Below are 24,796 nucleotides of genomic sequence, written 5' to 3' on the forward strand. Positions count from 1 at the left end.
TCGCGGTTCTGAGGGAGGCCCTGGGCGCCGAGGTGCCCGTCCTCGCCGTGTGCCGGGGCGCCCAGCTTCTCAACGTGGCGCTGGGGGGCACGCTGGTCCCGCATCTCGACGATTCTCAGCACCTGCACCGCGGGGCCCGTGCGGACGATCTCTTCGTCGACGAGCACGTGGTCGTCGAGCCGGGGACCAGGCTCGCCGAGCTGTTGGGCCACCGGGAGTGGACCGTGCGGGCGGCGCACCACCAAGCCGTCGACGTCGTCGCTCCCGAGCTGCGGCTGGCCGCGAGGTCGGTGGACGGCGTGGTGGAGGCGGTGGAGCACCCGGACAAGTGGGCCTTCGGAATCCAGTGGCACCCGGAGGACGACGACGGCCACGGCCACGACCTCGCCCTGCTCTGGGGCGCCCTGTGCCAGGAGGCGGGCCGCGCCCGCAACCTGTCGGAGCCGTGAGCCCGACGGCCCTCCGTCGAGCCGCCCCACCCGTCGCCCCACCCAGTTGCGCAGGCCGCACGGTGATCGTGAGGGCGATCATGGCCAAGGAACCGGGTGGGCGAGCCGACGCTGCTCGGTCACTCGTGGGCGCCGTCCTCGGCGCTGAGGCTCCGGCGGGTCACGCCTCGAGGACCGCCCCCATGAGCTCCAGCGTGGCGAGCATGCCGCAGTTGCCCCGCAGGGCCTTCGCGACGTAAGGGACCGGCTCCCTGCCTGCGGGGCTTGTCGCGGTCTCGATAGCCAGGACCGCGTCGTACGTGCTCTCGACGCGCCTCGCCTCGCTCGAAGTCCCAGGTGGGCCGTCACGGCGAGGGGAAGGCTCCAGCCACTCGGTGGACACGGTCACGACGTCGACCACGGCATCCGGCCATGTGCCAGCCGCGGCCTCCGTGCCTGGCGGCCTGACGACCTCGAAGTCCCACGACGGTGTCGTGGAGATGATCCGATAGATCAAAGTCGCCAAAGACATTGCGGTGAACGCAAGAACAGCGGCGATGATCAGTCTCAAGCAGGTCAGCGTGAACGCCCCTGACGACCTGCGCCAAGAGCTCCAGTCGCTGTCGAAGATGGTCCTGATCCACCGCTGCGCCGCGCTGCGGCTAGGGAAGGTCACGACCATCCTGGCCTCGACGAAGTGCACGCTGCGCTGCATCGCTCGACGCTGGGAGACGCCCACACTGAGATCTGTGAGCACGAGAAGCTCCTGGCCGAGCTCACAGCCCAAGCCGCACCTCAGCTGGCCAAGACGTTCGCCGCGGGACCCGACACTGCAGCCGAGATGCTCCTCGTCGCCTGCGACAACCCCGAGCGCGTCCGATCGGAGGCAGCATTCGCACGCCTCTGCGGCGTGGCTCCTATCCCCGCGTCCTCGGGCATGACCACCCGGCATCGACTCAACCGCGGCGGGCACCGGCAGGCCAACGCCGCGCTCTATCGCGTCGTCATCGTGCGCATGCAACACCACGAACCGACCAAGGCCTACGTGGCCAGACGCACCGCTGAGGCCAAGACCAAGTTCGAGATCATCCGCTGTCTCAAGCGGCTTCTGGCCCGCGAACTCTGGGCAGCCATGCGGCCCCTCCGCGAGGCCCGGCTCGAGGCCGGCCTCGCCGCTTGACGGCAAAAGGAGCATCAACGCCTGATGGAGTGCGTGATCGGCCTGTTCAAGACTGAGTGCATCCGCACCACGGTCTTCCACCACGGCCCCTACCAGAACGTCAGCGACGTCGAGCGGGCAACCGCTGGTTGGGTCGACTGGTTCAACAACAACTTTCGCCTGCACAATAGCCTCGACTACCTGACCCCCGAAGAGTTCGAGCAAGCCCACTACGCGGCCCTCAACCGAGAGCCGCAATCCGTATAGGAGCGGCAGAGAACCTCGGGCGCTTCACCCTACTGAGGCCTTCCGTACCGCCCCGTCATACGAGCGTCCTCGAAGCTCTGCGGCCGCCCACCGGCCCCAACTGTCCACGAGTGCAGTCGAAACCACGACTCGATGCCATCCAGTGGCGACTTCAAGCGCCTCTTGGATGTACTCCTGGCCGGACTTGTACGAGTCGGTCCAGACAAACAGGCGACCGAGAAGGAAGGCCGTGTCGCCACACGGCACCTTCTCGTATCCTCCAAGCCCTCCGGAAACGCCACGGTCCTCGCAACTCCTCAAATCGAGGTGTTGCGAGGACCGCGTGAACCCGCCTCGAGGTCGGGGCCGTCGTCGTTCGTCGGGCTTCCGGTCCCGCTGTTCTCGGCCCACCCGAACGAGGCCGTCGCCAGGCGATGCCGCGTGCGGAGGCCGAGCTGCGTCGGGCACTCCACCCGGGTGCTTCCGCCTCTGCGCTCAGGAGCGGAGCGAGCTCGACGGGTCGACGTGTCGTCCCGCGGCGCTTCGGGCGCCGGCGCTGCGCCTCGGGTGCTAGCATTCGATCAATCAATCGATTGATTGATGGCTGGTGAGGGGTCCGGGCGGGAGGAGGCACGGCGGGATGAAGTCCGACGAGGTGCTCCGGGCCGCGGTGCTGCTGTTCGCGCGACAGGGTTACGCCGCGACGGGTATCCGTGAGATCGCGCGTGAGGTCGGCCTGAACTCCGCAACGCTGTACCACTACACGAACGGCAAGGAGGGGCTGCTCGTCGCCGTCATGCAGAGCTGCCTCGACGAGCTCCTCCGCTCGACCGACGAGGCCCTCCGTCACAGCGGCGACCCGCAGGTGCAGCTCGGGCGGCTGATCCGGGCCCATGTCGGGCTCTCGGCCCTCAACCCGCTGTCCTCCCGTGTGACGGATCAGGCGTTCCGTTCCTTGGGGTCCGCCAACCGCGCATCGCTGCTGGTGCTGCGGGACAGCTACGAGTCGCAGCTGGGTGCCGTGATCGATGCCGGCGCCCGAGCCGGTCTCTTCGATGTCGCCGACCCTCGGCTCACCCGGCTGGCGATCCTCGAGATGTGCAACGGCGTCGCGAACTGGTACCGCCATGCCGGCCGCCTGCCGATGCGGGCCGTGCAGATGCAGTTCGTCGACTTCGGCTGCCGCCTCGTCGGTGCGCCGGCGATGGACGAGGCGGAGCTGGGCCCCGTGCAGACGCCGCACCTTCTTCGCTGCGAGCCGTACGCCCCACCCGACACGATGGAGGACCTGAGTTGAACATCACCGATGCGCGCGTCCGACTCCCGCAGGACCGACGGACCAGTGCAAGCTACTCGGCTCCGGCCCGGCAGACGGAGCAGTACGACCGCGTCCTCGGGCTGACCGACAAGATGAACGGCGGCACGCTTTCCGGCCTGCTGAAGGAGATGGACGCCGTCGGCATCAGCCGCGCCGTGATGCATGCCGAGTCCGAAGGGGGCGAGGACGCCGATGCGCTCAACACCGCTCTGCGCTCCGTGCTCGACGAGCACCCCGACCGGTTCGTGGGCGTGGGCTGCGTCGACGTGACCCTGTCCTCGCCGACCGCGATCGCGGCGCAGGCCGCGCGCGCGCAGGACCTCGGGCTGCTGGGGGTGTCGTTCCAGCCTGCATTCTTCGGCCTCGACATCGACGACCGCCGTCTCTACCCGCTCTACTCCAGGGCAGAGGAGGTCGGCCTCGTCGTCGCCGTCCACACGGGGATCAACTACAGCCGCCTGCACCCGATCAAGCACGAGCGCGCGGAGAACCTCGATCAGGTCGCCTGCGACTTCCCCGACCTGCGGCTCATCGCCTGCCACGCGGGCTGGCCCTGGGTGACCGAGTTCGCGGCTGTTGCGCGGCGCCATCCGACCGTCTTCCTCGAGTACGGCGCCATCGCACCCAAGTACGTCGCGAAGCCCGGCACGGGTTGGGATGTCCAGTTCGCCATGATGGCTAACGTCCTTCGGGATCAGGTGCTCTACGGGAGCGATTGGCCGATGATCAGCCCGAGCCGGGCCGTGCAGGAATGGCGGGACTCCGGTCTGCCGGACGCGGCGCTGGAGGCGCTGCTCTCGCGCAACGCCGAGCGGCTCTTCGGTCTTGAGGGCGGCGGCGTGGGACTGCCGACGTGACCCTGACCCTGTCCTCGCAGCTCCGTACGGCAGCGGAGGACTCCTCGGACAGGGTGTTCATCCGAACCATGGGCGAGGAGCTCACCTACGCCGAGACGTGGACCCGCGTGCGGGTGCGCGCCGGGCAGCTCCGGGAGGCCGGGATCCGGCGCGGGGACTCCGTGGCAGTTGTCATGGACAACAGCGCCGATCAGATCGTGATCTGGTTCGCCCTGAATGCCCTGGGTGCCCTGCATGCAGCGCTCAACACCGCGTTCACCGACGCACGGCTGGCGCACAACCTCAGGGTCTCGAAGGCGTCGTGGGTGCTGGCCGACGACCAGTTCCTGGCAGACGTCCAGAACGTCATCGGGACACATGAGCTGCCCGCGCGCGTGATCCCCTCAAGTGCCGTCGGCTCGCTGCCGGGGGCGCCGGTGGACGAGGCGGAGCAGGTCGACGACCTGGCCACGGCCACCCTTCTGTTCACCTCGGGCACCACGGGCGCGTCGAAGGCGTGCGCCCTGTCCAACCGCTACCTGGTCCGGGCCGGCCGGCTGCACGTGACGTACCTTGGGCTGACGTCCGACGACGTCCTCTACAGCCCCTTCCCTCTCTTCCACATAGACGCAGCGACCCTCACGGTGTCGGCCGCCCTGGCGGCCCGAGCGACAGCGGCGATCGGGCTGCGGTTCAGCGCCTCACGGTTCTGGGACGAGGTGCGGGCCATGGACGCCACCGTCTTCAACTTCATGGGCGCCACGCTGACGATCCTGTGGAAGCGCGACCCCGACCCGCGCGACAGCGACCATCGGGTCCGGCTCGCCTGGGGCGTGCCGATCCCCGAGTGGAAGGCCGAGTTCGAGCACCGGTTCGGGTTCCCGCTGTTCCAGGTCTACGGGCTGACCGATGGAGGACTTCCCGCCTACGACCCCGTCGACGGCTCGCAGCGGCCGGGGTTCGCCGGGCGCGTGATCCCCGAGTACGAGGTGCGCATCGACACCGCCGCGCGACGGCACGGCGCCCCCGAGGGCGTGGGCGAGATCCTCATGCGCTCCCGGGAGCCGGGCCTGATGATGAACGGGTACTTCGGGGACCCCGCAGCGACCGAGAAGGCGATCGTGGACGGGTGGCTGCGAACGGGCGACCTCGGGCTGCTCGATGGTGACGGCTATCTGGCCTTCCACGGTCGTCTGACGGACTCTATCCGGCGTCGAGGCGAGAACATCTCCGCCTTCGAGGTCGAAGAGCTCGTCGGAGCCCACCCGGACGTGGTCGAGGTCGCCGCGGTCGGTGTGGCCAGCGACCTGACCGAGGAGGACGTGCAGGTGTGGGTCGTTGCGCGCCAGGGCAGCGGACTCACGGCCGAGACCCTCCACCGCGATCTGGCCGAACGTGGACCCCGCTACCTCGTTCCCCGCTACTACGCGTTCGTGCCGGCCCTCCCGAAGACGCCGACGGAAAAGGTGGAGAAGTTCGAGCTGCGGTCAGCGGGCACGAGCACGTCGTGGGACTCCGAGGCCACCAGCGGCGACTAGCCTCGATCTATCGCGCGGGGTCTGATCTGGTGGCGTGACACGGGTCTTGAAAGCACGGAAGTGCCTGTCCTGGTTGGGAAACTACTGATTGTCGAGGTCAGCAAACTCCCAGCGAGGAAGGCACTCCGTAGGTGAAGAATAGCCGCCGGGTCGTCCCGGTCGTCATGGACGCGTCGAACGAGTCGCTGATCTCCTCCGCGGGCGGGTCGCTGTTGCTAGCCACAGCTCGGGCGACGGCCTGGATCGGGCGCTGTCGGCGGGGTTGGCTCCGTGGCGGGTACCGCGGGCGGTCCGCGACCCGGGCAAGGTGATCCCTGATCTCGCGGTCGCGTTGGCCCTGGGCGGGGACTGTCTCGCGGATGTCGCGGCCCTGCGTGCCCAGCCGACACTGTTCGGTGCGGTCGCCTCGGATCCGACGGTGCCGCGCAAGCAAGCCCATCCCTGTCCCCCGCGACATCAGGTTCTGGTGACGGGCTCGAAGCCACGACCCCGGTCATGCGCCCGGCACCGCCAATCACATGCCCACCCGCGTCCTGCACGCCGCCACCGACCAATACCCAGGAGCGTTAGCCGCTCGCCCGCGCGTGGACCGCGTGGGCTCCCCGTGGGCTAAGCCATGGCCAATAGCGGCCAAAGAAGGCCAGCAGAGGGCAAGAGGCTGTTGGGTGAGCTTCCCGGAACCCTTGCAGGACATAGAATCTGTGGGGAGCGGGTGACGGGAATCGAACCCGCACTGTCAGCTTGGGAAGCTGATGTTCTGCCATTGAACTACACCCGCGGAGCGGTGCTCGTCGGCCATTATGCCCGAGCCCACGGCCCTGTCCCCAACGGCCTCCGCACCCGGCCCGTGCCTCCGCCCGTTTCTCGATGAGGGTGCCCCCGCGGACCTCAGAGGCCCTCATGCTTCCCCAGCGATCCGTCACCTGCCCCGCTGGGAGCGCCTGGGACACTGGCCGCATGCCCGACCGCAGCATCACCGCAGACCTGGGCCTGACCGAGGCGCTGCAGGCGCGCACCCGCGGTTTCGGCAGCTTCACCATGCTGCTGCGCGTCGCCATCGCGACGACCGTGTCGTACCTCGTGGCGCAGCGGTTCTCGCAGTCGGTCCTGCCGATCTTCGCCCCGGCGACGACGCTGCTCGTGGTCCAGTCGAGCGCCTTCAGCACCCTCGGCATGCTGGCCCAGCGGGTGCTCGGCACCGGTCTCGGCGTCGCGGCCGCGACCCTCTACGTGACGTACGTCCCCGTCACGTGGTGGTCGGTGTTCCTCGCGGTCATGGCCGCGCTGCTGGTCTCGCGCGCGCTCCCGGTCGGCCTGGTCGGCCAGCTGCAGCTGCCCGTCGCCGTCGTGTTCGTCCTCGCGCTCGGCCCGGGCGACCTCACGACCGACCTGTGGCGGGTGGCCGACGTCGTCATCGGCGGGATCATCGGCGTCCTCGCCGTGTTCGTGGCGCCGCCGCGGCCGAAGGTGGCCGAGGCCCGGGCCGCGGTCGACGCGTACCTCGTCGACATCGCGGCGCTGATCCGGACGGTGGCCGACGGCATCGGCAGGCCCGACCTCGTCCTGCCCCCACGTGCCCGGCATCCCTTCATCGGCGACGCCCGCGCTCTGCTCGGCCACGTCGGCACGGTGTCCGAGGCCGTGGCCGAGGGGATGGAGTCGGTTCGGTTCAACCCGCGCGCGCGGTCGCTGCAGGGCGAGCTCGAGGACGTCGCGAAGCGCCGCCTCTGGGCCACGGTCCTCGCCACGCAGGCGCGCGCTCTCGCCGGGTCGGCCGACCGCCTCTACGACCGCGACAGCACGCCGCCGGCGCTGCCCGCGGCAACCCTCGCCGCGCTGATGCACGACCTCGCCGACCTGCTCGACCGGGTGGCCGCGGACGGTGTGGATGCGCAGAGCGAGGCTGCCAACCAGGCCCTCGCCGACAGGCTGCGCGGCGCCGTCGCGGCCACCACCGACCACCGCGAGGTCGTCGACGTGCTCGACAGCGTGACGGTGCTCGGACGCGTCGACCAGATCCGCACGCTGATCGGGCACGGCCCGTGGGCCGAGGACCCGTTCGACCACGATGCCAACGAGCTCGCGGGTGGGGATCCCGAGGACGCGCTCAGCCCCGGCGAGCGGCTGCGCCGCCTCGTCCGCCGCGACTGACCCCTCCACGCCCGGGGTGCCGCCGCGGCGGGGCCGCCCGGTAGCCTCCGGGGCAGTAGGAGCCCCTGGAGGAACTGTGCTGCTGTCGGACCGCGACATCCGCGCCGAGCTGGCGTCCGGACGTGTCGTCCTCGAGCCCTTCGAGGAGGCGATGGTCCAGCCGTCGAGCGTCGACGTGCGCATCGACAAGTTCTTCCGCGTCTTCGAGAACCACCGCTACCCGCACATCGACCCCGCGGAGGAGCAGCCCGACCTCACGCGCATGGTCGAGCCCGAGGTGGGCGAGCCGTTCATCCTGCACCCGGGCGAGTTCGTCCTGGCCTCGACGTACGAGGTCGTCACGCTGCCCGACGACATCGCCGGCCGTCTCGAGGGCAAGTCGTCCCTCGGCCGCCTCGGCCTGCTCACGCACTCCACCGCGGGCTTCATCGACCCCGGCTTCTCAGGCCACGTGACGCTCGAGCTGTCGAACGTCGCGACCCTCCCGATCAAGCTGTGGCCAGGCATGAAGATCGGCCAGCTGTGCCTGTTCCGCCTGTCGTCGCCGGCCGAGCACCCCTACGGCTCCGCGCAGTACGGCTCGCGCTACCAGGGCCAGCGCGGCCCGACGCCGTCCAAGAGCCACCTCAACTTCCACCGCACCGAGATCTAGCGATCGTCCAGCACGACTGATCAGGCGCGGGTGAGGCGCCCGAGCTCGGCGCCCTCGTAGTCGTAGAGCACGAGCGTGCCGTCGGACGTGAAGCCGGCGAGCCACGCGCCGCCGAGCCAGCGCGGCGCATCGATGTTGTTGCAGCCGACCAACGTCGAGTTGCCCGAGGTCGCGATGATGCGGCCCTCGGCGTCGGCGTTCCACCGGCCGCCTCCTCCGTTGCAGCCGTCGGTGCCTTTCCAGAGGCCATCCTCCGCGAGTGTGAAGCCGGGCGTCTCGCGGTCCAACGCGCCGCTGTCGGCCGGAGCCGTCGCGGGTGGCACGGCGACCCACGCGCCGACCAGCAGCTCTCGAGTTGCCGCGCGTGAGACTCCCGCGCCCATGCTGGGCGTCGCGTTCAAGGCGCGTCGCATCTCGTCGGTCAGCGAGGCCTGGTCGGGCACGCGTATGCCGGCGTACGCCTTGACCGTCGGGGGAGCGGCCGGCTCGAGCGTCGCGGACTCCGCCCCGCTCGGGTCTACGAGCCGGATCCCTGTGCCCTCCGGCTGCCACCCGGCCACCGCCTCGAGCCAGGCCGCGTCGGGCCGCGCGGGCGTGCCGCATTCCCCGGCCCAGCTGCCGAGCGCGGCTGCGAACATCCCCGACGTGCTCGCCCGCCAGGACAGCCCCACTGCCCCGCAGTCCTGCCACACGGTGACTTCGCCAGGCGAGATCGTCACCAGCAGGCCGGGCGGTGCGCCGTCGGCGCTGACGGACCAGGTTCCGACGAGCGATGCGACGTCGAGGTCGCTCGGGCTCGGCGCCGCGCTCGCCGGAGCGCTGGAGGCCGAGCCCCCGGCGGTCCCGCTGCCATCAGCCCCGGGCGCCGTCTCGGTGCCGCACGACGTCGCGAGCAGCGCGATCGCGGCGAGCGTGCCTGCGAGCCGCAGCAGGCCGGATGCTGGAGCCATCGCCGTCCCCCCTGTGTGTCGAAGCATCGACGGTACGCGCGGATGCGCACCAGACGCTTGGTCACGCGCGTGATCGCGACGATCCGTGCGAGCCCGGTCGACATGGGCCGCCCCACTCGTCGGAGTGATCCGCGGCCAATCCGCTCGACGCGCGCACCACGGCGTACGACGATCGAGGCATGGCCTCCACCGTGCACTGCATGACCTTCGATGCGCGCGACACCTACGAGCAGGCGAAGTTCTGGGCGGCGGTGCTCGACGTCCCGATGTCGCCCGACGACCAGCCGGGCGACCCGGAGGCGCTCGTGCGCAGCCCGCGCGGCGACATCCTGTTCGTGGCGACGCCGGACGCGAAGCACACGAAGAACCGCGCCCACCTCGACCTCGAGCCGAGCGACCGAACGCGCGACGCGGAGGTCGAGCGCATCGTCGCCCTCGGCGCCACGTTCTTCGAGGACCACCGCAACCCCGACGGCACCGGGTGGGTCACGCTGAAGGACCCCGAGGGCAACGAGTTCTGCGTGGTGCGCAGCGCCGCAGAGCGGGGGGCCGCGCACTAGGCGGCCGCAGGCAGCTCCCGCTGGTCGGCCGGCGAGGCGAGCGTCGTCGGCGGTCTCGACGCCGCCCGAACGAGCCCCCGCCCCACGAGGAGCAGCGCGAGCGCGGTGACCAGGCCGCTGCCGACGACGACCGCGCGGACGTCGAGAACGGTCAGCAGCACGCCGCCGACGGCTGTCGCCACGAGCGCACCTGCACCGACCACGGCCTGCAGCACCGAGACGACGCGTCCGAGCACCTCGCGCGGCGCGCGCCGGACGAGCAGCGTCTGCCCGAGCACGTTGAGCAACCCGTTGCCGACGCCGACGAGGCACGACGCCGCAGCCGCCACGGCAACCGATGGCGCAAGCCCGAGAACCACCGCGGCACAAGCCATCAGGAGTGTGCCACCCACCAGCGCCAAGGCAGCGCCGCGGTCGCCGCGCACCCGCCGGGCCGCCCAGGACCCCGCCACGAGGCCGACGGCGAACACGGTCGCGACCACGCCGTACTCCGTCGGCCCTGCGCCGAGGGTCTGCGTGACGAGGAAGACCTCGGCGACGTTCAGCGCCCCGAGCGCGATGACGACCGTCGCCACGACGACGACGTACCCGCGGATGACGGGGTCCGCGCCGACCACGCGCAGGCCCGCGGTGAGCGCGCCGCGCTCACGCCTGCCGCCACTGTGCGACGCCGATCGCGCGGGCGTCCGCGACACCAGCAGGGCTGCTGCGGCGATGACGACGAAGGTCGCGGCGTCGAGCGCGATCGCCCAACGCGCGCCGGCACCGGCGACGAGCGCACCGCCGAGGAGCGGCCCGACGAGGGCGGCCGCCGCCGTCGTGCTCTGGACGGTCGAGAGCGCCGCGGTGAGCCGATCCGCCGGCACGAGGGAGGGCACCCAGGTCTGCCAGGCGGGCCCGAGGAAGGACTGGCCCGCGGCGCGGAGCAGCACGAGGACGACGACGAGCAGGGGGCTGCCCAGAGGCAGCGCCACGGCGATGCCCAGGCACACCACGGCCTGCAGCAGGGCGGTGACCACCACGATGCCGCGCACCGACAGCCGGTCGGCGGCGAGGCCGGACACCGGCGCGAGCAGCAGCTGAGGCACAGCGGCGGCCAGCACGAGCGCCGCCACGAGGGCCGGCCCGTGCCCGGCCTGGCTCGCCCACAGCAGCAGGGCGACGAGCGCCACCTCGTCGCCGACGACGGAGATGCCGCGCCCCGCGGCGACGACCGGGAGGTCTCGGGAGGAGGATCTGAAAGACATGCTTCGAAACTATCCTTTCACATCTACCGCGTGTCAAGACCCGACGACCCCGGCCTGTCGGTACCGTCGGGGCGTGGCCCGCAGACCTGCTCCGCCGAAGGGCGACGTCGTCCTCACCGACGCCTCGGCCGTCCGCGCCCTCGCCCACCCGGCGAGGCTCGCCGTCATCGACGCGCTGTACGCCGGCGAGGTGCTCACGGCCACGCAGTGCGCCGCGCTGGCCGGGATCACGCCCAGCGCCATGAGCTATCACCTGCGGGCCCTGGAGAAGCACGGGATCGTGGTCCGCGCGGAAGCCTCCGCCGACGGCCGCGAGCGCCCCTGGATGCGGGCCGGCGACCGGCTCAGCACCGCGCTGCGCGAGCAGGGGAGGACCGGCCGCGGTGCGGCCGCAGCCTCCGGCCTCCTCGTCGAGCAGTCGATGGCTCTCGACTCCGACCGGCTCCGGCGCGCGATGGCGTCGGACGGCGACGACGACACCTGGGCGCGGACGACGACGTACAGCCGCGACCTGCTCGTGCTCACCCCCGAGGAGGCGCGCGCGCTGCGCGAGTCGATTGAGGCGGTCGTCGAGCCGTACCTCGCGGACCGCCGCCGCACCAAGCGGCCCAAGGGTGCGTCCACGTTCGGCTTCTCGATCGTGCTCGCCCGCGACCCCGACGCCTGACGCCGCACGTCCGACACCCACTCCTGCACCCCTTGGGTCGATCTAGGCAGTTCACCTGCACGCTCTGACCCGTACTCGTGATCTTGGACGTCGCTGATCGCGTGTCGGGCGTCGTCGGCGGCGGTCGGAGGCTGCCTATGCTGACGAGGTGACCGGCACCCACACCGCACCCGCGGAGCAGCGGAGCCGGTCGATGCGCTTCCGGCCCGACGTCGAGGGCCTGCGCGCCATCGCGATCCTCGCGGTCGTCGGCTACCACGCCGGGCTGCCGTTCCTGCCCGGCGGCTTCGTCGGCGTCGATGTCTTCTTCGTGATCTCCGGCTTCCTCATCACCGGGCTGCTCGTCAGCGAGGTCGCCCGCACGGGGCATGTGTCGCTCGCGCGCTTCTGGGCCCGCCGCGCACGGCGCCTCCTCCCAGCCGCGACCCTGGTGCTCGCGCTGACGGCAGCCGTGTCGTTCCTCGTCATCCCCGTGGTCGACCACGAGGTCGTGGGCCTCGACATCGTCGCTGCCGCGTTCTACGTGTCCAACATCCGTTTCGCGGCCCAGGCCACGAACTACCTCACCGAGGACGCGACGCCGTCGCCCGTGCTGCACTTCTGGTCGCTCGGCGTCGAGGAGCAGTTCTACGTCGTCTGGCCGCTGCTGATCCTCGCGCTGGTGTGGCTGCTCGTACGCCGTCGTCGCGCTGCCGCGTCGTCCGTCTCCCCGGCCGCTCTGGCGATCGCGCTCACCGCGCTCGGCGTCGTGTCGTTCGCGCTCTCGCTCTGGCTGACCTCGCGCGTGCAGCCGTGGGCGTTCTTCGGGATGCCCACGCGCGCATGGGAGTTCGCGATCGGTGGGCTGCTCGCGATCGGTGGCGTGGGCCTCGCGCGGCTGCCGCTCGCACTGCGCGCTGGCGCCGGCTGGATCGGCGCCCTGCTGCTGATCGGGTCGATCGTGCTGATCGACGGCAGCCTCCAGTTCCCCGGATGGGCCGCGGTGCCCCCGGTCGTCGGCACGGCCCTGGTGATCCTCGCGGGCACCAGGAGCGACGACGTCGTCCCCGCGCACGGCGTCCCCGCGCTGCTCAGCACGTGGCCGATGCGCGCACTGGGGCGTCTGTCGTACTCCTGGTACCTCTGGCACTGGCCGGTGCTGATCCTCACCGCGGCCGCGCTGGGCGAGCTGTCGGTGCCGGTGAAGCTGGCGCTGGTGCTGCTCGCGCTGATCCCAGCGGCCGTGGCCTACCGCTTCGTCGAGGAGCCCGTGCGGCACAACCCGCGGCTCGTCGCGGTGCCGGCACGTGCGCTGCGCCTCGGCGCGGTGCTCTCGGTGGGCGCGGCGGTGTGCGGCCTCCTGCTCGGGTGGCTGCCGGGTGGGGGATCACTCGCGACCCTCGCGGTCGCGGCCCCCGTCGAGGGTGAGCGCGGGCCGGCGCCGGCCGCGACACCCACCGCTCCTGCGTCCCCGTCGCCGTCCGCCGAGCCGTCGACGTCGCCCTCGGGGAAGCCGTCGAAGACTCCGAAGCCCAGCGCGTCGGCGACCGTGATCGACTGGCCTGCAGGCGATCTCACGCCTGACCCCACTGCCGCCCGCAACGACCTGCCGAAGATCTACGGCAACGGCTGCCACCTCGAGCGGGGCAGCACCGCGCCCGCAGACGGTTGCGCCTTCGGCGACACCGGCTCGGCGACCACCGTGGTGCTGATCGGCGACAGCCACGCGGCGTCCTGGTTCCCGGCGCTCGAGACGCTCGCCACGAAGAACGGGTGGCGGCTGCTGTCGTGGACGAAGTCGGGCTGCCCCGCGCCCGACGTCACGATCTTCCAGCGCAAGCTCTCCCGCCCGTACGACGAGTGCGACACCTGGCGCAGGACGGTGCTCGACCGCCTCACGTCGTCCGACAAGCCGGCGCTCGTGGTCGCCGCGGGCACGCGCACGGAGTCGCTCGTCGACCGGTCGAACGGGTCGCGCCTCGAGGGCACGGGGCGCGCGGGGGCGGAGTGGCAGGCCGGCTGGGGCCGCACGCTGTCCGAGCTGACGAAGGCCGGCGTGCCCGTGGCCGTCATGCGCGACACCCCGTGGCCCGGCAAGGACATGGCCGTATGCGTGGGGCAGAACCGCGGCAACCCGTCCGCGTGCGACGTCACGCGCGACGCGCTCGACGGCACGAAGTACGACGTCGGGATGGCCGCGAAGTACGACGGCGCGACCGGCGTCGACCTGTCGGACGTGATCTGCGACGTCGATCGCTGCCCGGCCACCCACGGCAAGTACCTCGTCTACCGCGACACCGACCACCTCACCGCGACCTTCAGCACCGCGCTCGCGCCGTACCTCAACGCGAAGCTCAAGCCCCTCCTGGCCGCCCGCTGACCGCACTTTCGTGCCCCTCAGGGCCCAGAGGTGCGGTGGTTCAGGCGTCGGTCGGGGTCTTGGTGCGGTCGACGGTGCTGAGCAGGAGGGTGGCGACGTCGGCGACGACGGCGACCGGCTCGTCCTTGCCCTGCGACCGGTTGGTGACGCCGTCGTTCAGCATGACCGAGCAGAACGGGCAGGCGACGGCGATCGTCGTCGCACCGGTGCCGAGAGCCTCGTCGGTGCGGTTGAGGTTGATGCGCGTGCCGATCCGCTCCTCCATCCACATGCGCGCGCCACCGGCGCCGCAGCAGAACGAGCGGTCGGCCGAGCGCTCCATCTCGGTGAGCTGCAGGCCCGGGAGCGAGCCGATGAGCTCGCGCGGAGGCGTGTAGACCTTGTTGTGCCGCCCGAGGTAGCACGGGTCGTGGTAGGTCACCGAGCTGCCGAGCCCCTCGACCGGGGTGACCGGGGTGAGGCGCCCGTCCTTGACGAGGGTCGCGAGCAGCTGCGAGTGGTGGACGACGTCGTAGTTGCCGCCGAGCTGCGGGTACTCACGACCGATCGTGTTCATGCAGTGCGGGCACGTGACGACGATCTTCTTCGCCTTGATCTCGTTGAGCATCTCGACGTTCTGCATCGCCTGCATCTGGAACAGGAACTCGTTGCCTGCGCGACGTGCGGGGTCGCCCGTGCACGTCTCGCCCTCGCCGAGCACCATGAACCGGACGCCGGCCAGGTGCAGCAGCTCGGCCACGGCCTTGGTCGTCTTCTTCGCGCGGTCCTCGAACGCGCCGGCGCAGCCGACCCAGAACAGGTAGTCGACGTCGTCGGGGATGGCCTCGCCGTCGGAGACCTCGACCTCGAAGTCGACCTCCTCGATCCAGGCGTTGCGCTGCGAGGCCTGGGCGCCCCACGGGTTGCCCTTGTTCTCGATGTTCTTGAACAGGCCGTTGAGCTCGGACGGGAACTCCGACTCGATCATCACGCGGTTGCGGCGCATGTCGACGATGTGGTCGATGTGCTCGATGTCCACGGGGCACTGGTTGACGCAGGCGCCGCACATCGTGCACGACCAGAGCACGTCCTCGTCGATCACCGCGTTGTCGTTCTCGCGGCTGCCGACGAGGGGGCGTGCGTGCGCGTCCTGCACCGACTGCGAGAACGACCCGATCTCGACCGGCACCGGCTGCGGCCCCTGGCCGACGCCCGGGCTGCCGAGGTACTGCGGGTTGTTCTTCGCCGCGAGGTACGGCGCCTGCTCGAGCAGGTTGTCGCGCAGGTCCATGATCAGCAGCTTCGGCGACAGCGGCTTCTCGGTGTTCCACGCGGGGCACTGCGACTGGCAACGGCCGCACTCGGTGCACGTGAGCAGGTCGAGGTTGCCCTTCCACGTGATGTCCTCGATCGACGCGCGTCCGAAGATCGCGTCGTCGGCGGGGTCCTCGAAGTCGATCTGCTCGCCGCGCGAGTACATCGGCAGCAGCGGGCCGAGGCCGTTCGGCCGGCGCGAGAACAGCACGTTGAACGGCGCCAGGAAGATGTGCATGTGCTTGCTGTAGAGCACGAGGATCGTCGTACCGAGCACCGCGCCGAACGACAGCAGGATGAAGATCGTCTCGATCCACTCGTTGGCCGTCTCGCCGAGCGGCTCGAGGATCGTCGCCACCCACTGGGACACGAACGCGCCGGACTCGAACGGGAACGTGCCGGTGTTGATCTGCGCCCCGCGGTAGACGAACAGCGTGATCACGATGGTCGCGATCGAGGCGAGGATCAGCCAGGCGCCACCGGTGTGCGAGCCGTAGAAGCGCGACTGCCGGCCGATGCGGTGCGGGTTGCGCTTGATGCGGATGACCGTGAAGACCGTGATGCCGACGAGCACGAGCAGGCCGAACAGGTCCTCGAGGAACCCCACGATCGGCCAGGTGCCGATCAGCGGGATGTGGAAGTCGGGGTCGAAGAGCGCGCCGAAGCCCTCGACGATCGTGAGGCCGAGGACGAGGAAGCCCCAGAAGGTCACGAAGTGCGCGAGCCCGGGCACCGACCACTTGAGCAGCTTGCGCTGGCCGAGCACCTCGACGATCTCGCCCTGGATGCGCACGCCCTTGTCGTCGGTGCGCCCCACCGCCGGCTGCCCCGAGCGGATCACCTGGAAGATCCGGTTGCCGCGCCACGCGGCGAGCGAGAGCGCCACGAGGGTGAGCAGCACGCCGAGCACCAGGCGCACCGTCAGGTGCGTGGCGGAGAACGGCGTCAGCTCGGCGACGTCGGTCGCGAGGAGGGAGAGCGCGGGCACCAGGGCCTCCGGCGGAGAGCGTTGCACGGGCACGAGGGATGTTACCGGCCAGTAACCTACCCGACCGGCGGCGTAGGTGCCCACGCTACCGACGCCGTGTACCGAGCGCTGCGGGTGGCGTTCCGCCGCACGCCGCGTCCGCGAGCGCCGGCAGCCGCGGCCAACCCGCGCGCACGTGACCCAGGTCACGCCCGGACGCCGCGCCCCGCGGGAAGCATCGGCGCAATGGCTGTCGTTATGTCATCTGACATGAGTCGAACAGACTCAAGTTATCTGACTTTCAGATTGACACCGAATGTGAGGCCGGGCAGTCTCGACCTCAGTCGGCACCCGCGACACCCGCCGCGGGCGCCCACCAGCACCGATCGGACGTCCGCTCCAGGGGACGCCCGGACCCGACACGAAAGGCACGTCCCATGGCACGAGCAGTCGGCATCGACCTCGGCACCACCAACTCCGTGGTCTCCGTCCTCGAAGGCGGAGAGCCCACCGTCATCCCCAACGCCGAGGGCGCCCGCACGACGCCGTCGGTCGTCGCCTTCGCCAAGAACGGCGAGGTCCTCGTCGGCGAGGTCGCCAAGCGCCAGGCGGTCACCAACGTCGACCGCACGATCCGCTCGGTGAAGCGCCACATGGGCACAAGCTGGAACGTCGACATCGACGGCAAGGCCTACACCGCCCAGGAGATCAGCGCGCGCGTGCTGCAGAAGCTCAAGCGCGACGCGGAGGCCTACCTCGGCGACGTCGTGACCGACGCCGTCATCACGGTGCCGGCGTACTTCAACGACGCCCAGCGCCAGGCCACCAAGGAGGCCGGCGAGATCGCGGGCCTCAACGTCCTGCGCATCATCAACGAGCCCACCGCTGCCGCGCTCGCCTACGGGCTCGACAAGGGCGAGAAGGAGCAGACGATCCTGGTCTTCGACCTCGGTGGTGGCACGTTCGACGTGTCGCTACTCGAGATCGGCGACGGCATCGTCGAGGTCAAGGCGACGTCCGGCGACAACCACCTCGGCGGCGACGACTGGGACGAGCGCCTGATGCAGCACCTCGCCACCCAGTTCAAGAACGCGCACGGCGTCGACCTCACCAAGGACAAGATGGCGATGCAGCGTCTGCGCGAGGCTGCGGAGAAGGCGAAGATCGAGCTGTCGAGCTCGATGCAGACCTCGATCAACCTCCCGTACATCACCGCGTCGGCCGAGGGTCCGCTGCACCTCGACGAGACCCTCACCCGCGCCCAGTTCGAGAAGCTGACCGCCGACCTGCTCGACCGCACCAAGGCCCCGTTCGCCGCCGTCATCAAGGACGCCGGCATCTCGGTCAAGGACATCGACCACGTCGTGCTCGTCGGCGGCTCGACCCGCATGCCCGCGGTCACCGAGGTCGTCAAGGAGCTCACCGCCGGCCAGGAGCCCAACAAGGGCGTCAACCCCGACGAGGTCGTCGCGATCGGCGCCTCGCTGCAGGCCGGCGTCCTGAAGGGCGAGGTCAAGGACGTCCTGCTCCTCGACGTCACGCCGCTCTCGCTCGGCATCGAGACCAAGGGCGGCATCATGACCCGCCTCATCGAGCGCAACACCACCATCCCGACCAAGCGCTCGGAGATCTTCACGACCGCTGACGACAACCAGCCGTCGGTGCTCATCCAGGTGTTCCAGGGCGAGCGCGAGATGGCGGCCTACAACAAGAAGCTCGGCACCTTCGAGCTCACCGGCCTCCCGCCGGCCCCGCGCGGCGTGCCGCAGATCGAGGTCACCTTCGACATCGACGCCAACGGCATCGTGCACGTGGCCGCGAAGGACCTCGGCACGGGCAAGGAGCAGTCGATGACGATCACGGGCGGCAGCGGCCTCCCGAAGGACGACATCGAGCGCATGATGAAGGACGCCGAGGCTCACGCCGAGGAGGACCGCAAGCGCAAGGAGGAGGCGGAGATCCGCAACAGCGCGGAGAGCCTGCTCCACCAGACCGAGAAGTTCCTCGCGGACAACGGCGACAAGGTGCCGGAGGACGCGAAGAGCAATGTCGAGGGTCCCCTCGCCGACCTCAAGAAGGCGCTCGCCGGCGACGACGTCGACGCCATCAAGGACGCGGCCGAGAAGGTCGCGACCACCAGCCAGGCCCTCGGTGCGGCGATGTACGCCAACACGGGTGCCAACGCCGCCGGCGGTGCCGGTGACTCCGGTGCCGGCGAGCAGACCGCCTCGAGCGACGACGACGTCGTCGACGCCGAGATCGTCGACGAGGACCAGGACAAGCAGTGACCGAGCAGAACGACGGCGGCTTCTCCTTCCAGGACAAGCGCCGCATCGATCCCGAGACGGGTGAGGTCCGGGAGCAGGCAGCTGCTCCCGGGCCCGCCCCGGACGAGTTCGAGCAGATCGTCGAGGGCCTGGTCGTCGACGGCGCCGGCACCGAGACCGACGCCCAGGTGGCCGAGCTCACCGCCGACCTCCAGCGCGTGCACGCCGAGTACGCCAACTACCGGCGTCGCGTCGAGCGCGACCGCGAGACGGTGAAGGACCTCGCCGTCGGGGCGGCCGTCGCCGAGCTCCTGCCGGTGCTCGACGACATCGGCCGGGCGCGCGAGCACGGCGACCTCGAGGGCGCGTTCAAGAGCGTGGCCGAGGCGCTCGTGGCCACGGTCGCGCGGATGGGCCTCGAGACGTACGGCGTCGCGGGCGACCCGTTCGACCCGACGCTGCACGAGGCGATCAGCCACACCCACAGCGCCGAGGTGCAGGGCCCCACCTGCATCCAGGTGTTCCAGCCCGGCTACCGCTACGCAGGCAAGGTCCTCCGCGCCGCCATCGTCGCCGTCGCCGACCCCGAGTAGCACCACGCCCCACGGCGCCAGACACCAGAGAGGAGGACGCCGTGAGCCAGAAGGACTGGATCGAGAAGGACTTCTACAAGGTCCTCGGCGTCCCCAAGGACGCGTCGCAGGACGACATCAAGAAGGCGTTCCGCAAGCTCGCGAAGAAGAACCATCCCGACTCGAACGAGAACGACCCGAAGGCCGAGGCCCGCTTCAAGGAGGCCTCGGAGGCGTACGACGTGCTCTCCAGCGAGACCAAGCGCAAGGAGTACGACGAGGCACGCTCGCTGTTCGGCAGCGGCGGCTTCCGCATGCCGCAGGGCGGTTTCAACCCCAATGCGGGCGGTCAGGGCGGCGGAGTGCCGTTCGACCTGTCCGACCTCCTCGGCCGCGTCAACACCGGCGGCCAGGGTGGCGCGGGCAGCGGGGGCTTCGGCGACGTCCTCGGCGGCCTGTTCAACCGGGGCGGCGGCGCGCGCACGCGCGCACGCCGCGGCGCCGACATCGAGAGCACCGTCACGCTGTCCTTCGACGAGGCGCTCGAGGGCGTCACCCTCCCGCTGCGGCTCACCTCGGATGCGCCGTGCGGCGTCTGCTCGGGCACCGGCGCGCGCAACGGCACGACGCCGCGCATGTGCCCGACCTGCCAGGGCGCGGGCCAGGTCAACCGCAACGCCGGTGGCTTCGCGTTCCCCGAGCCGTGCCGCGCCTGCCGCGGCCGCGGGCTCGTCGTCGACGACCCGTGCCCGAACTGCCAGGGCAGCGGCCATGCGCCCAGCACCCGCACGGTGCAGGCGCGCATCCCGGCCGGGGTGAAGAGCGGCCAGAAGATCAAGCTGCGCGGAAAGGGCGCGGCCGGCGAGGGCGGCGGCGAGGCCGGCGACCTGCTGGTCGTCGTGAAGGTGTCGCCGCACCCCGTGTTCGGCCGCGACGGCGACAACCTCACGGTCAGCGTGCCCGTCACGTTCGCCGAGGCGGCGCTCGGCGCCGACATCGACGTCCCCACCCCGGGGGGAGGCTCGGTCAAGGTTCGCCTGTCCGAGGGGACGCAGTCGGGTCGCATGCTGCGCGTGCGCGGCAAGGGCGTCACCCGCAGGGACGGCACGAAGGGCGACCTCGTCGTCACCGTCGACGTCGCCGTTCCTTCCCGGCTCTCGCACGACGCCAAGGAGGCCCTCAAGGCGTACGCCGCCTCCACGGCCGAGCACGACCCGCGGGCCGATCTGCTCTCGCGGGCCCGGAAGGCCGACGGTGCGTCATGAGCGACAACCGTCTCCGGCCCGACGAGTACACGCCCGTCTACGTGATCTCGGTGGCGGCGCAGATCGCGGGCATGCACCCGCAGACGCTGCGCCAGTACGACCGGCTCGGGCTCGTCTCGCCCGACCGCACCGGCGGCCGCAACCGGCTCTACTCGCTGCACGACATCGCGCGCCTGCGTGAGGTCGCGCGGCTCACCGGCGAGGGCGTCAACCTCGCGGGCATCGCCCGCATCCTGCAGCTCGAGTCCGAGAACGAGCGTCTGCGCTCGGAGGTCGGGCTGCTCCGCGCCGAGGTCCAGCGCCTGCGACCCACCCTCGGCTCACGTACCGCGTCCGGCGCCGGCGAGCCCGGCACCGCCCTGGTCGTCTGGCGCCCCCGCCCCGCCGACCGCGCCCGCTGACGCAGCGGACCAGCACGCAGCCCGATCCCAGAGCACCGGCCGACGCCGGCCAGCACCACCGGAGGTGAACCCCTCATGGATCTCCAGCTCACGACCAAGAGCCAGGAGGCGCTCGCGGGCGCCGTCCGGCGCGCTGCGACGTCCGGCCAGGCCCAGGTCGAGCCGCTGCACCTGCTCGGCACCCTGCTCGCGCAGGGCAGCAGCGGCGACGGCATCGCGACCGCCGTCCTCGACAAGGTCGGCGTCGACCGCGCCGCGCTCACGACGAGCGTCAACGCCGCCCTCGACCGCATGCCGTCGGCCATGGGCCAGACCGTGCAGTCGCCGCAGCTCTCGCCCGCGATGTTCCGCGTCATGCAGGACGCCGACGCCAGCGCCAAGGAGCGCGGCGACCAGTTCGTGTCGACCGAGCACCTGCTCGTCGGCCTCGCCCAGCAGGGCGGCGCCGGGGTCAGCGACGCCCTCGCCGCAGCAGGCGCGACGCCGGCCGCGCTCGTCGACGCGATCTCGTCCGTCCGGCAGCGCCCGGTCACGAGTGCCGAGCCCGAGCAGACCTTCCAGGCGCTCGAGAAGTTCGGCGTCGACCTCACCGCGCTCGCCCGCGACGGCAAGATCGACCCCGTCATCGGCCGCGACTCCGAGATCCGCCGCGTCGTGCAGGTGCTCAGCCGTCGTACCAAGAACAACCCGGTGCTGATCGGCGAGCCGGGTGTCGGCAAGACCGCCGTCGTCGAGGGCCTCGCGCAGCGCATCGTCGCGGGCGACGTGCCCGACTCGCTGCGCGGCAAGCGGCTCATCTCGCTCGACCTCGCGGCGATGCTCGCCGGTGCGCAGTTCCGCGGCCAGTTCGAGGAGCGGCTCAAGAGCGTGCTCGACGAGATCAAGGGCAGCAACGGCGAGGTCGTCACGTTCATCGACGAGCTCCACACCGTGGTCGGCGCGGGCGCCAGCGGCGACTCCGCGATGGACGCCGGCAACATGCTCAAGCCGATGCTCGCCCGCGGCGAGCTGCGCATGGTCGGTGCCACCACGCTCGACGAGTACCGCGAGCGGATCGAGAAGGACCCCGCCCTCGAGCGCCGCTTCCAGCAGGTGCTGGTGGGCGAGCCGAGCGTCGAGGACACCGTGGGGATCCTGCGCGGCATCAAGGAGAAGTACGAGGCGCACCACAAGGTCGCCATCGCCGACTCCGCCCTCGTCGCAGCCGCCACGCTGTCGGACCGTTACATCACCAGTCGCTTCCTCCCCGACAAGGCGATCGACCTCGTCGACGAGGCGGCCTCGCGCCTGCGCATGGAGATCGACTCCTCGCCGGTCGAGATCGACCAGCTCCAGCGCCAGGTCGACCGCATGAAGATGGAGGAGCTCGCCCTCTCGCGCGAGACCGACGACGCCTCGATCGAGCGTCTCGCGAAGCTGCGCTCGGACCTCGGCGACCGCAGCGAGGAGCTGCGCGCGATGCGCGTGCGCTGGGACGCCGAGAAGACCGGGCTCGACAAGGTCGGCGACCTGAAGATCCGGCTCGACGAGCTGCGCATGCTCCTCGACCGCGCCCAGCGCGACGGCGACCTCGAGCAGGCATCGCGCCTTCTGTACGCAGAGATCCCGAACCTCGAGCGCCAGCTCGACGAGGCCGTCTCCTCCTCGTCCGACCGCTCGCGCATGGTGCGCGAGGAGGTCGGCCCCGACGACGTCGCCGAGGTCGTGGCTGCGTGGACCGGCATCCCGGCCGGCCGCCTGCTCGAGGGCGAGACCGCCAAGCTCCTGCGGATGGAGGAGGAGCTCGGCCACCGCGTCGTGGGCCAGAAGGAGGCCGTGCAGGCGGTGTCCGACGCCGTGCGCCGCGCGCGCGCCGGCGTCTCCGACCCGGACCGCCCCACCGGCTCGTTCCTCTTCCTCGGCCCCACGGGTGTCGGCAAGACCGAGCTGGCGAAGGCGCTCGCCGAGTTCCTCTTCGACGACGAGCGCGCGATGACGCGCATCGACATGAGCGAGTATGGCGAGAAGCACTCGGTCGCACGGCTCGTCGGTGCGCCGCCGGGATACGTCGGCTACGACGAGGGCGGCCAGCTCACCGAGGCCGTCCGCCGTCGCCCGTACACCGTGGTGCTGTTCGACGAGATCGAGAAGGCGCACCCCGAGGTCTTCGACATCCTGCTGCAGGTGCTCGACGACGGCCGCCTCACCGACGGCCAGGGCCGCACGGTCGACTTCCGCAACGCGATCCTCGTGCTCACGTCCAACCTGGGCTCGAGCGTGCTCGCCGACGCGACGCTGTCGGCGGAGGCGAAGAACGAGGCCGTCATGAACGTCGTGCGCGCGAGCTTCAAGCCCGAGTTCCTCAACCGCCTCGACGACACCGTGATGTTCCACCCGCTGGGGATCGAGGAGCTGTCGACGATCGTGGCGCTGCAGGTCGATCTCCTCGCGGCCCGCCTGCGCGACCGGCGGCTCGGCCTCGAGGTCACGCCGGCGGCCCGGGACTGGTTGGCCCTCAACGGCTTCGACCCGGCGTACGGCGCCCGGCCCCTGCGCCGGCTGGTGCAGACGGCGATCGGCGACCAGCTCGCGAAGTCGATCCTCGGCGGCGAGGTGGTCGACGGCGACCGCGTGCTCGTCGACGTCGCCCCCGAGGGCGACCGCCTCGTGGTGTCGGCCCAGCGCTGATCCCACGCGGTCGGATGCCGGATGCCGTGCGCTGGCCCGGAATCCGGCATCCGACGTGTTCGGGCTACGTGCGCGGGTCCGTAGGGAGGAAGACGCCGCTGCCCGGCCACGGCCCGGCGGTCGGCGGTGCCGGTTGCGCGGGCTCCGGTGCGTCGTCGGCAGGCAGCACGTCGGTGGCCTGCGGCGGCACGTACGGCGGCGGCGCGAGGTACCCGCCCTGCTCCGGTGCTGCCGGTGCGACGTACGACGCGGGAACGGCGAAGCGCGGGTCGGCGGGGGTCGGGGTGTCGAACGGGTGGGGCGGCACGAACCGGGTGTCCGCCTCGGTCATGGCGAACGTCCAGGTGGGGGCGTCGCCGGCGTACGCCGGATCCGGGCCGCCGAGCAGGGGCGGCAGCACCCAGGTGCCGACGCCGGGGGTCGGCAGGCCGGCGGCGTAGCGGTAGAGCACGGTGCGCAGGTAGACCGAGGTCGCCTGCCAGCACGCCATCACGACGAACCCGCCGACGAGCGCGACCACGATCATCACGAGGCCCAAGCCGGTCGTGAGCCCCTCGTGCTTGCGCACGCCGTCGACGAACGCGAACAGCCCCATCAGGCCGACGGCGAGCACCGCGAGCCAGAGCAGCACGTAGACGATGCCGAGGCGGATGGTGGCGCGCACGTTCGACCCGAACTTCGAGGTGAGCACGTTGCCCGAGCGCCTGATGGTCTCGAACGGCATCGTGCCCTCGGCCATGATCACGGGGATCGCGAACCACGTCGCGACCGCCCACCCCACGCCGGCGAGCAGCCGCACGATCTGCCCAGCGATTCCGAAGCGCTCGAGCTGGCGCAGCGCGACGCCCACCACGGTCGAGAGCGCCGCCCACGCGATGAGCTGCGCACGCCGCTCCCACGCCGCCGCGAGCGCCGACCGAAAGGTCGGGTCGCCGCCGTCCGCGCGCTGCATCGCCGCGGCGACGACGGCGCCGAGGAAGAACGTCGACACGAGGGTGGAGGCGAAGAGCGCGAGCGCGTAGACGATCACGCTCGACCAGTCGCCACGACCATCGGTCGGCAGACCGAAGACGGCGTAGAGCGGGAGCGCGACCAGTGCGAAGGCGACGGAGGCGGCGAGGCTCCCGACCACCAGCAGCGCGATGATCGACGGGTCGCGCTTGAGCAGAGCCCAGGACGCCTCGACCAGCGGCTTGCCCGCGAGCGTCGTAGCCATGCGCGCCTATCGACCTGTTCGGGCGGCGCCTGAACCC

20 protein-coding genes, 1 tRNA gene and 2 pseudogenes are annotated in these 24,796 nt (G+C 71.1%); 17 read left to right on the forward strand and 6 right to left on the reverse strand.

Annotated features, from left to right (window positions below; all coding sequences use genetic code 11):
* The coding region (locus ACFQGU_RS00155; RefSeq protein ID WP_386763323.1) for a gamma-glutamyl-gamma-aminobutyrate hydrolase family protein at positions 1 to 449 on the forward strand (449 nt) is incomplete at its 5' end.
* Between the two features lie 160 nt (positions 450 to 609).
* Here the strand turns inward: ACFQGU_RS00155 and ACFQGU_RS00160 are convergent.
* Positions 610 to 1,185 (reverse strand): hypothetical protein, encoded by a 576-nt coding sequence (locus ACFQGU_RS00160; RefSeq protein ID WP_386763324.1) that lies wholly within the window; start codon positions 1,183 to 1,185, stop codon positions 610 to 612.
* 84 nt (positions 1,186 to 1,269) lie between these two features.
* Between ACFQGU_RS00160 and ACFQGU_RS00165 the strand changes: the two genes are divergently transcribed.
* The 6 genes and pseudogenes from ACFQGU_RS00165 to ACFQGU_RS00190 all read left to right on the forward strand — a co-directional run.
* Complete coding sequence (locus tag ACFQGU_RS00165) at positions 1,270 to 1,608, forward strand: transposase (protein WP_386763325.1); 339 nt, start codon at positions 1,270 to 1,272, stop codon at positions 1,606 to 1,608.
* 21 nt (positions 1,609 to 1,629) lie between these two features.
* Positions 1,630 to 1,854: pseudogene (locus tag ACFQGU_RS00170) on the forward strand (IS3 family transposase); the annotation flags it as partial.
* A gap of 619 nt (positions 1,855 to 2,473) precedes the next feature.
* A complete protein-coding gene (locus ACFQGU_RS00175; RefSeq protein WP_386763326.1) occupies positions 2,474 to 3,130 on the forward strand; it encodes a TetR/AcrR family transcriptional regulator in 657 nt (218 codons plus the stop codon).
* Positions 3,127 to 4,008 (forward strand): amidohydrolase family protein, encoded by an 882-nt coding sequence (locus ACFQGU_RS00180; protein WP_386763327.1) that lies wholly within the window; start codon positions 3,127 to 3,129, stop codon positions 4,006 to 4,008. Before ACFQGU_RS00175 ends, ACFQGU_RS00180 begins: the two co-directional genes overlap by 4 nt.
* Positions 4,005 to 5,525 carry an AMP-binding protein gene (locus ACFQGU_RS00185; RefSeq protein ID WP_386763328.1) on the forward strand — a complete coding sequence of 507 codons (1,521 nt, stop codon included), beginning with the start codon at positions 4,005 to 4,007 and terminating at the stop codon, positions 5,523 to 5,525. The genes ACFQGU_RS00180 and ACFQGU_RS00185 overlap by 4 nt, the downstream gene beginning before the upstream one ends.
* Positions 5,526 to 5,689: 164 nt before the next feature.
* Positions 5,690 to 5,952: pseudogene (locus tag ACFQGU_RS00190) on the forward strand (transposase); the annotation flags it as partial.
* Between the two features lie 280 nt (positions 5,953 to 6,232).
* Here ACFQGU_RS00190 and ACFQGU_RS00195 read toward each other — a convergent pair.
* Positions 6,233 to 6,303: transfer RNA gene (locus tag ACFQGU_RS00195), tRNA-Gly, on the reverse strand.
* Positions 6,304 to 6,482: 179 nt separating this feature from the next.
* On the opposite strand from ACFQGU_RS00195, the gene ACFQGU_RS00200 reads away from it, so the two are divergent.
* Complete coding sequence (locus ACFQGU_RS00200) at positions 6,483 to 7,676, forward strand: aromatic acid exporter family protein (RefSeq protein WP_386763329.1); 1,194 nt, start codon at positions 6,483 to 6,485, stop codon at positions 7,674 to 7,676.
* Between the two features lie 76 nt (positions 7,677 to 7,752).
* Positions 7,753 to 8,328, forward strand: coding sequence for a dCTP deaminase (gene dcd, locus ACFQGU_RS00205; protein ID WP_386763330.1), 576 nt, complete (start codon positions 7,753 to 7,755; stop codon positions 8,326 to 8,328).
* A 20-nt stretch (positions 8,329 to 8,348) separates the two neighbouring features.
* On the opposite strand, the gene ACFQGU_RS00210 is transcribed toward dcd, so the two are convergent.
* Positions 8,349 to 9,278, reverse strand: a complete 930-nt coding sequence (locus ACFQGU_RS00210; protein WP_386763331.1) for a hypothetical protein — start codon at positions 9,276 to 9,278, stop codon at positions 8,349 to 8,351.
* Between the two features lie 179 nt (positions 9,279 to 9,457).
* Here ACFQGU_RS00210 and ACFQGU_RS00215 point away from each other — a divergent pair, with 179 nt between their 5' ends.
* Positions 9,458 to 9,838: a VOC family protein gene (locus tag ACFQGU_RS00215; protein ID WP_386763332.1), complete on the forward strand. Its 381-nt coding sequence runs from the start codon at positions 9,458 to 9,460 to the stop codon at positions 9,836 to 9,838.
* On the opposite strand, the gene ACFQGU_RS00220 is transcribed toward ACFQGU_RS00215, so the two are convergent.
* Entirely contained in the window at positions 9,835 to 11,085 is a 1,251-nt protein-coding gene (locus ACFQGU_RS00220; RefSeq protein WP_386763333.1) for an MFS transporter, read from the reverse strand. The two genes, ACFQGU_RS00215 and ACFQGU_RS00220, sit on opposite strands and share 4 nt — an antisense overlap.
* Positions 11,086 to 11,158: 73 nt before the next feature.
* Between ACFQGU_RS00220 and ACFQGU_RS00225 the strand changes: the two genes are divergently transcribed.
* Together ACFQGU_RS00225 and ACFQGU_RS00230 are read left to right on the forward strand one after the other, a co-directional pair.
* Positions 11,159 to 11,752, forward strand: a complete 594-nt coding sequence (locus ACFQGU_RS00225; RefSeq protein WP_386763334.1) for an ArsR/SmtB family transcription factor — start codon at positions 11,159 to 11,161, stop codon at positions 11,750 to 11,752.
* A 148-nt stretch (positions 11,753 to 11,900) separates the two neighbouring features.
* Complete coding sequence (locus ACFQGU_RS00230) at positions 11,901 to 14,111, forward strand: acyltransferase family protein (protein ID WP_386763335.1); 2,211 nt, start codon at positions 11,901 to 11,903, stop codon at positions 14,109 to 14,111.
* A 40-nt stretch (positions 14,112 to 14,151) separates the two neighbouring features.
* Here ACFQGU_RS00230 and ACFQGU_RS00235 read toward each other — a convergent pair whose 3' ends face one another.
* Complete coding sequence (locus ACFQGU_RS00235) at positions 14,152 to 16,329, reverse strand: (Fe-S)-binding protein (RefSeq protein ID WP_386763938.1); 2,178 nt, start codon at positions 16,327 to 16,329, stop codon at positions 14,152 to 14,154.
* Between the two features lie 479 nt (positions 16,330 to 16,808).
* Here ACFQGU_RS00235 and dnaK point away from each other — a divergent pair, with 479 nt between their 5' ends.
* The 5 genes from dnaK to clpB all read left to right on the forward strand — a co-directional run bounded on the left by dnaK (position 16,809) and on the right by clpB (position 23,543).
* The gene (gene dnaK / locus ACFQGU_RS00240) at positions 16,809 to 18,659 is read left to right on the forward strand and encodes a molecular chaperone DnaK (protein WP_386763336.1); all 1,851 of its coding nucleotides are present in this window, start codon (positions 16,809 to 16,811) and stop codon (positions 18,657 to 18,659) included.
* Positions 18,656 to 19,231, forward strand: a complete 576-nt coding sequence (gene grpE, locus ACFQGU_RS00245; RefSeq protein WP_386763337.1) for a nucleotide exchange factor GrpE — start codon at positions 18,656 to 18,658, stop codon at positions 19,229 to 19,231. The genes dnaK and grpE overlap by 4 nt, the downstream gene beginning before the upstream one ends.
* Positions 19,232 to 19,272: 41 nt before the next feature.
* Positions 19,273 to 20,475: a molecular chaperone DnaJ gene (dnaJ, locus tag ACFQGU_RS00250; protein WP_386763338.1), complete on the forward strand. Its 1,203-nt coding sequence runs from the start codon at positions 19,273 to 19,275 to the stop codon at positions 20,473 to 20,475.
* A complete protein-coding gene (locus ACFQGU_RS00255) occupies positions 20,472 to 20,876 on the forward strand; it encodes a heat shock protein transcriptional repressor HspR (protein ID WP_386763339.1) in 405 nt (134 codons plus the stop codon). Before dnaJ ends, ACFQGU_RS00255 begins: the two co-directional genes overlap by 4 nt.
* Before the next feature lie 75 nt (positions 20,877 to 20,951).
* Positions 20,952 to 23,543 (forward strand): ATP-dependent chaperone ClpB, encoded by a 2,592-nt coding sequence (gene clpB, locus ACFQGU_RS00260; protein ID WP_386763340.1) that lies wholly within the window; start codon positions 20,952 to 20,954, stop codon positions 23,541 to 23,543.
* Positions 23,544 to 23,607: 64 nt separating this feature from the next.
* Here the strand turns inward: clpB and ACFQGU_RS00265 are convergent, their stop codons facing one another.
* Entirely contained in the window at positions 23,608 to 24,759 is a 1,152-nt protein-coding gene (locus tag ACFQGU_RS00265) for a DUF6159 family protein (protein WP_386763341.1), read from the reverse strand.
* Between the last annotated feature and the right edge of the window lie 37 nt (positions 24,760 to 24,796).

This window comes from Longivirga aurantiaca, from assembly GCF_042660085.1.
Taxonomy (GTDB): domain Bacteria; phylum Actinomycetota; class Actinomycetes; order S36-B12; family CAIYMF01; genus Longivirga; species Longivirga aurantiaca.

Coding starts and splice junctions, on each gene's coding strand:
- ACFQGU_RS00220 (WP_386763333.1), bottom strand. CDS start 11,085: ATGTCTTTCAGATCCTCCTCCCGAGACCTCCCGGTCGTCGCCGCGGGG.
- ACFQGU_RS00255 (WP_386763339.1), top strand. CDS start 20,472: ATGAGCGACAACCGTCTCCGGCCCGACGAGTACACGCCCGTCTACGTG.
- ACFQGU_RS00175 (WP_386763326.1), top strand. CDS start 2,474: ATGAAGTCCGACGAGGTGCTCCGGGCCGCGGTGCTGCTGTTCGCGCGA.
- dnaK (WP_386763336.1), top strand. CDS start 16,809: ATGGCACGAGCAGTCGGCATCGACCTCGGCACCACCAACTCCGTGGTC.
- ACFQGU_RS00215 (WP_386763332.1), top strand. CDS start 9,458: ATGGCCTCCACCGTGCACTGCATGACCTTCGATGCGCGCGACACCTAC.
- ACFQGU_RS00210 (WP_386763331.1), bottom strand. CDS start 9,278: ATGGCTCCAGCATCCGGCCTGCTGCGGCTCGCAGGCACGCTCGCCGCG.
- clpB (WP_386763340.1), top strand. CDS start 20,952: ATGGATCTCCAGCTCACGACCAAGAGCCAGGAGGCGCTCGCGGGCGCC.
- ACFQGU_RS00165 (WP_386763325.1), top strand. CDS start 1,270: ATGCTCCTCGTCGCCTGCGACAACCCCGAGCGCGTCCGATCGGAGGCA.
- ACFQGU_RS00265 (WP_386763341.1), bottom strand. CDS start 24,759: ATGGCTACGACGCTCGCGGGCAAGCCGCTGGTCGAGGCGTCCTGGGCT.
- ACFQGU_RS00200 (WP_386763329.1), top strand. CDS start 6,483: ATGCCCGACCGCAGCATCACCGCAGACCTGGGCCTGACCGAGGCGCTG.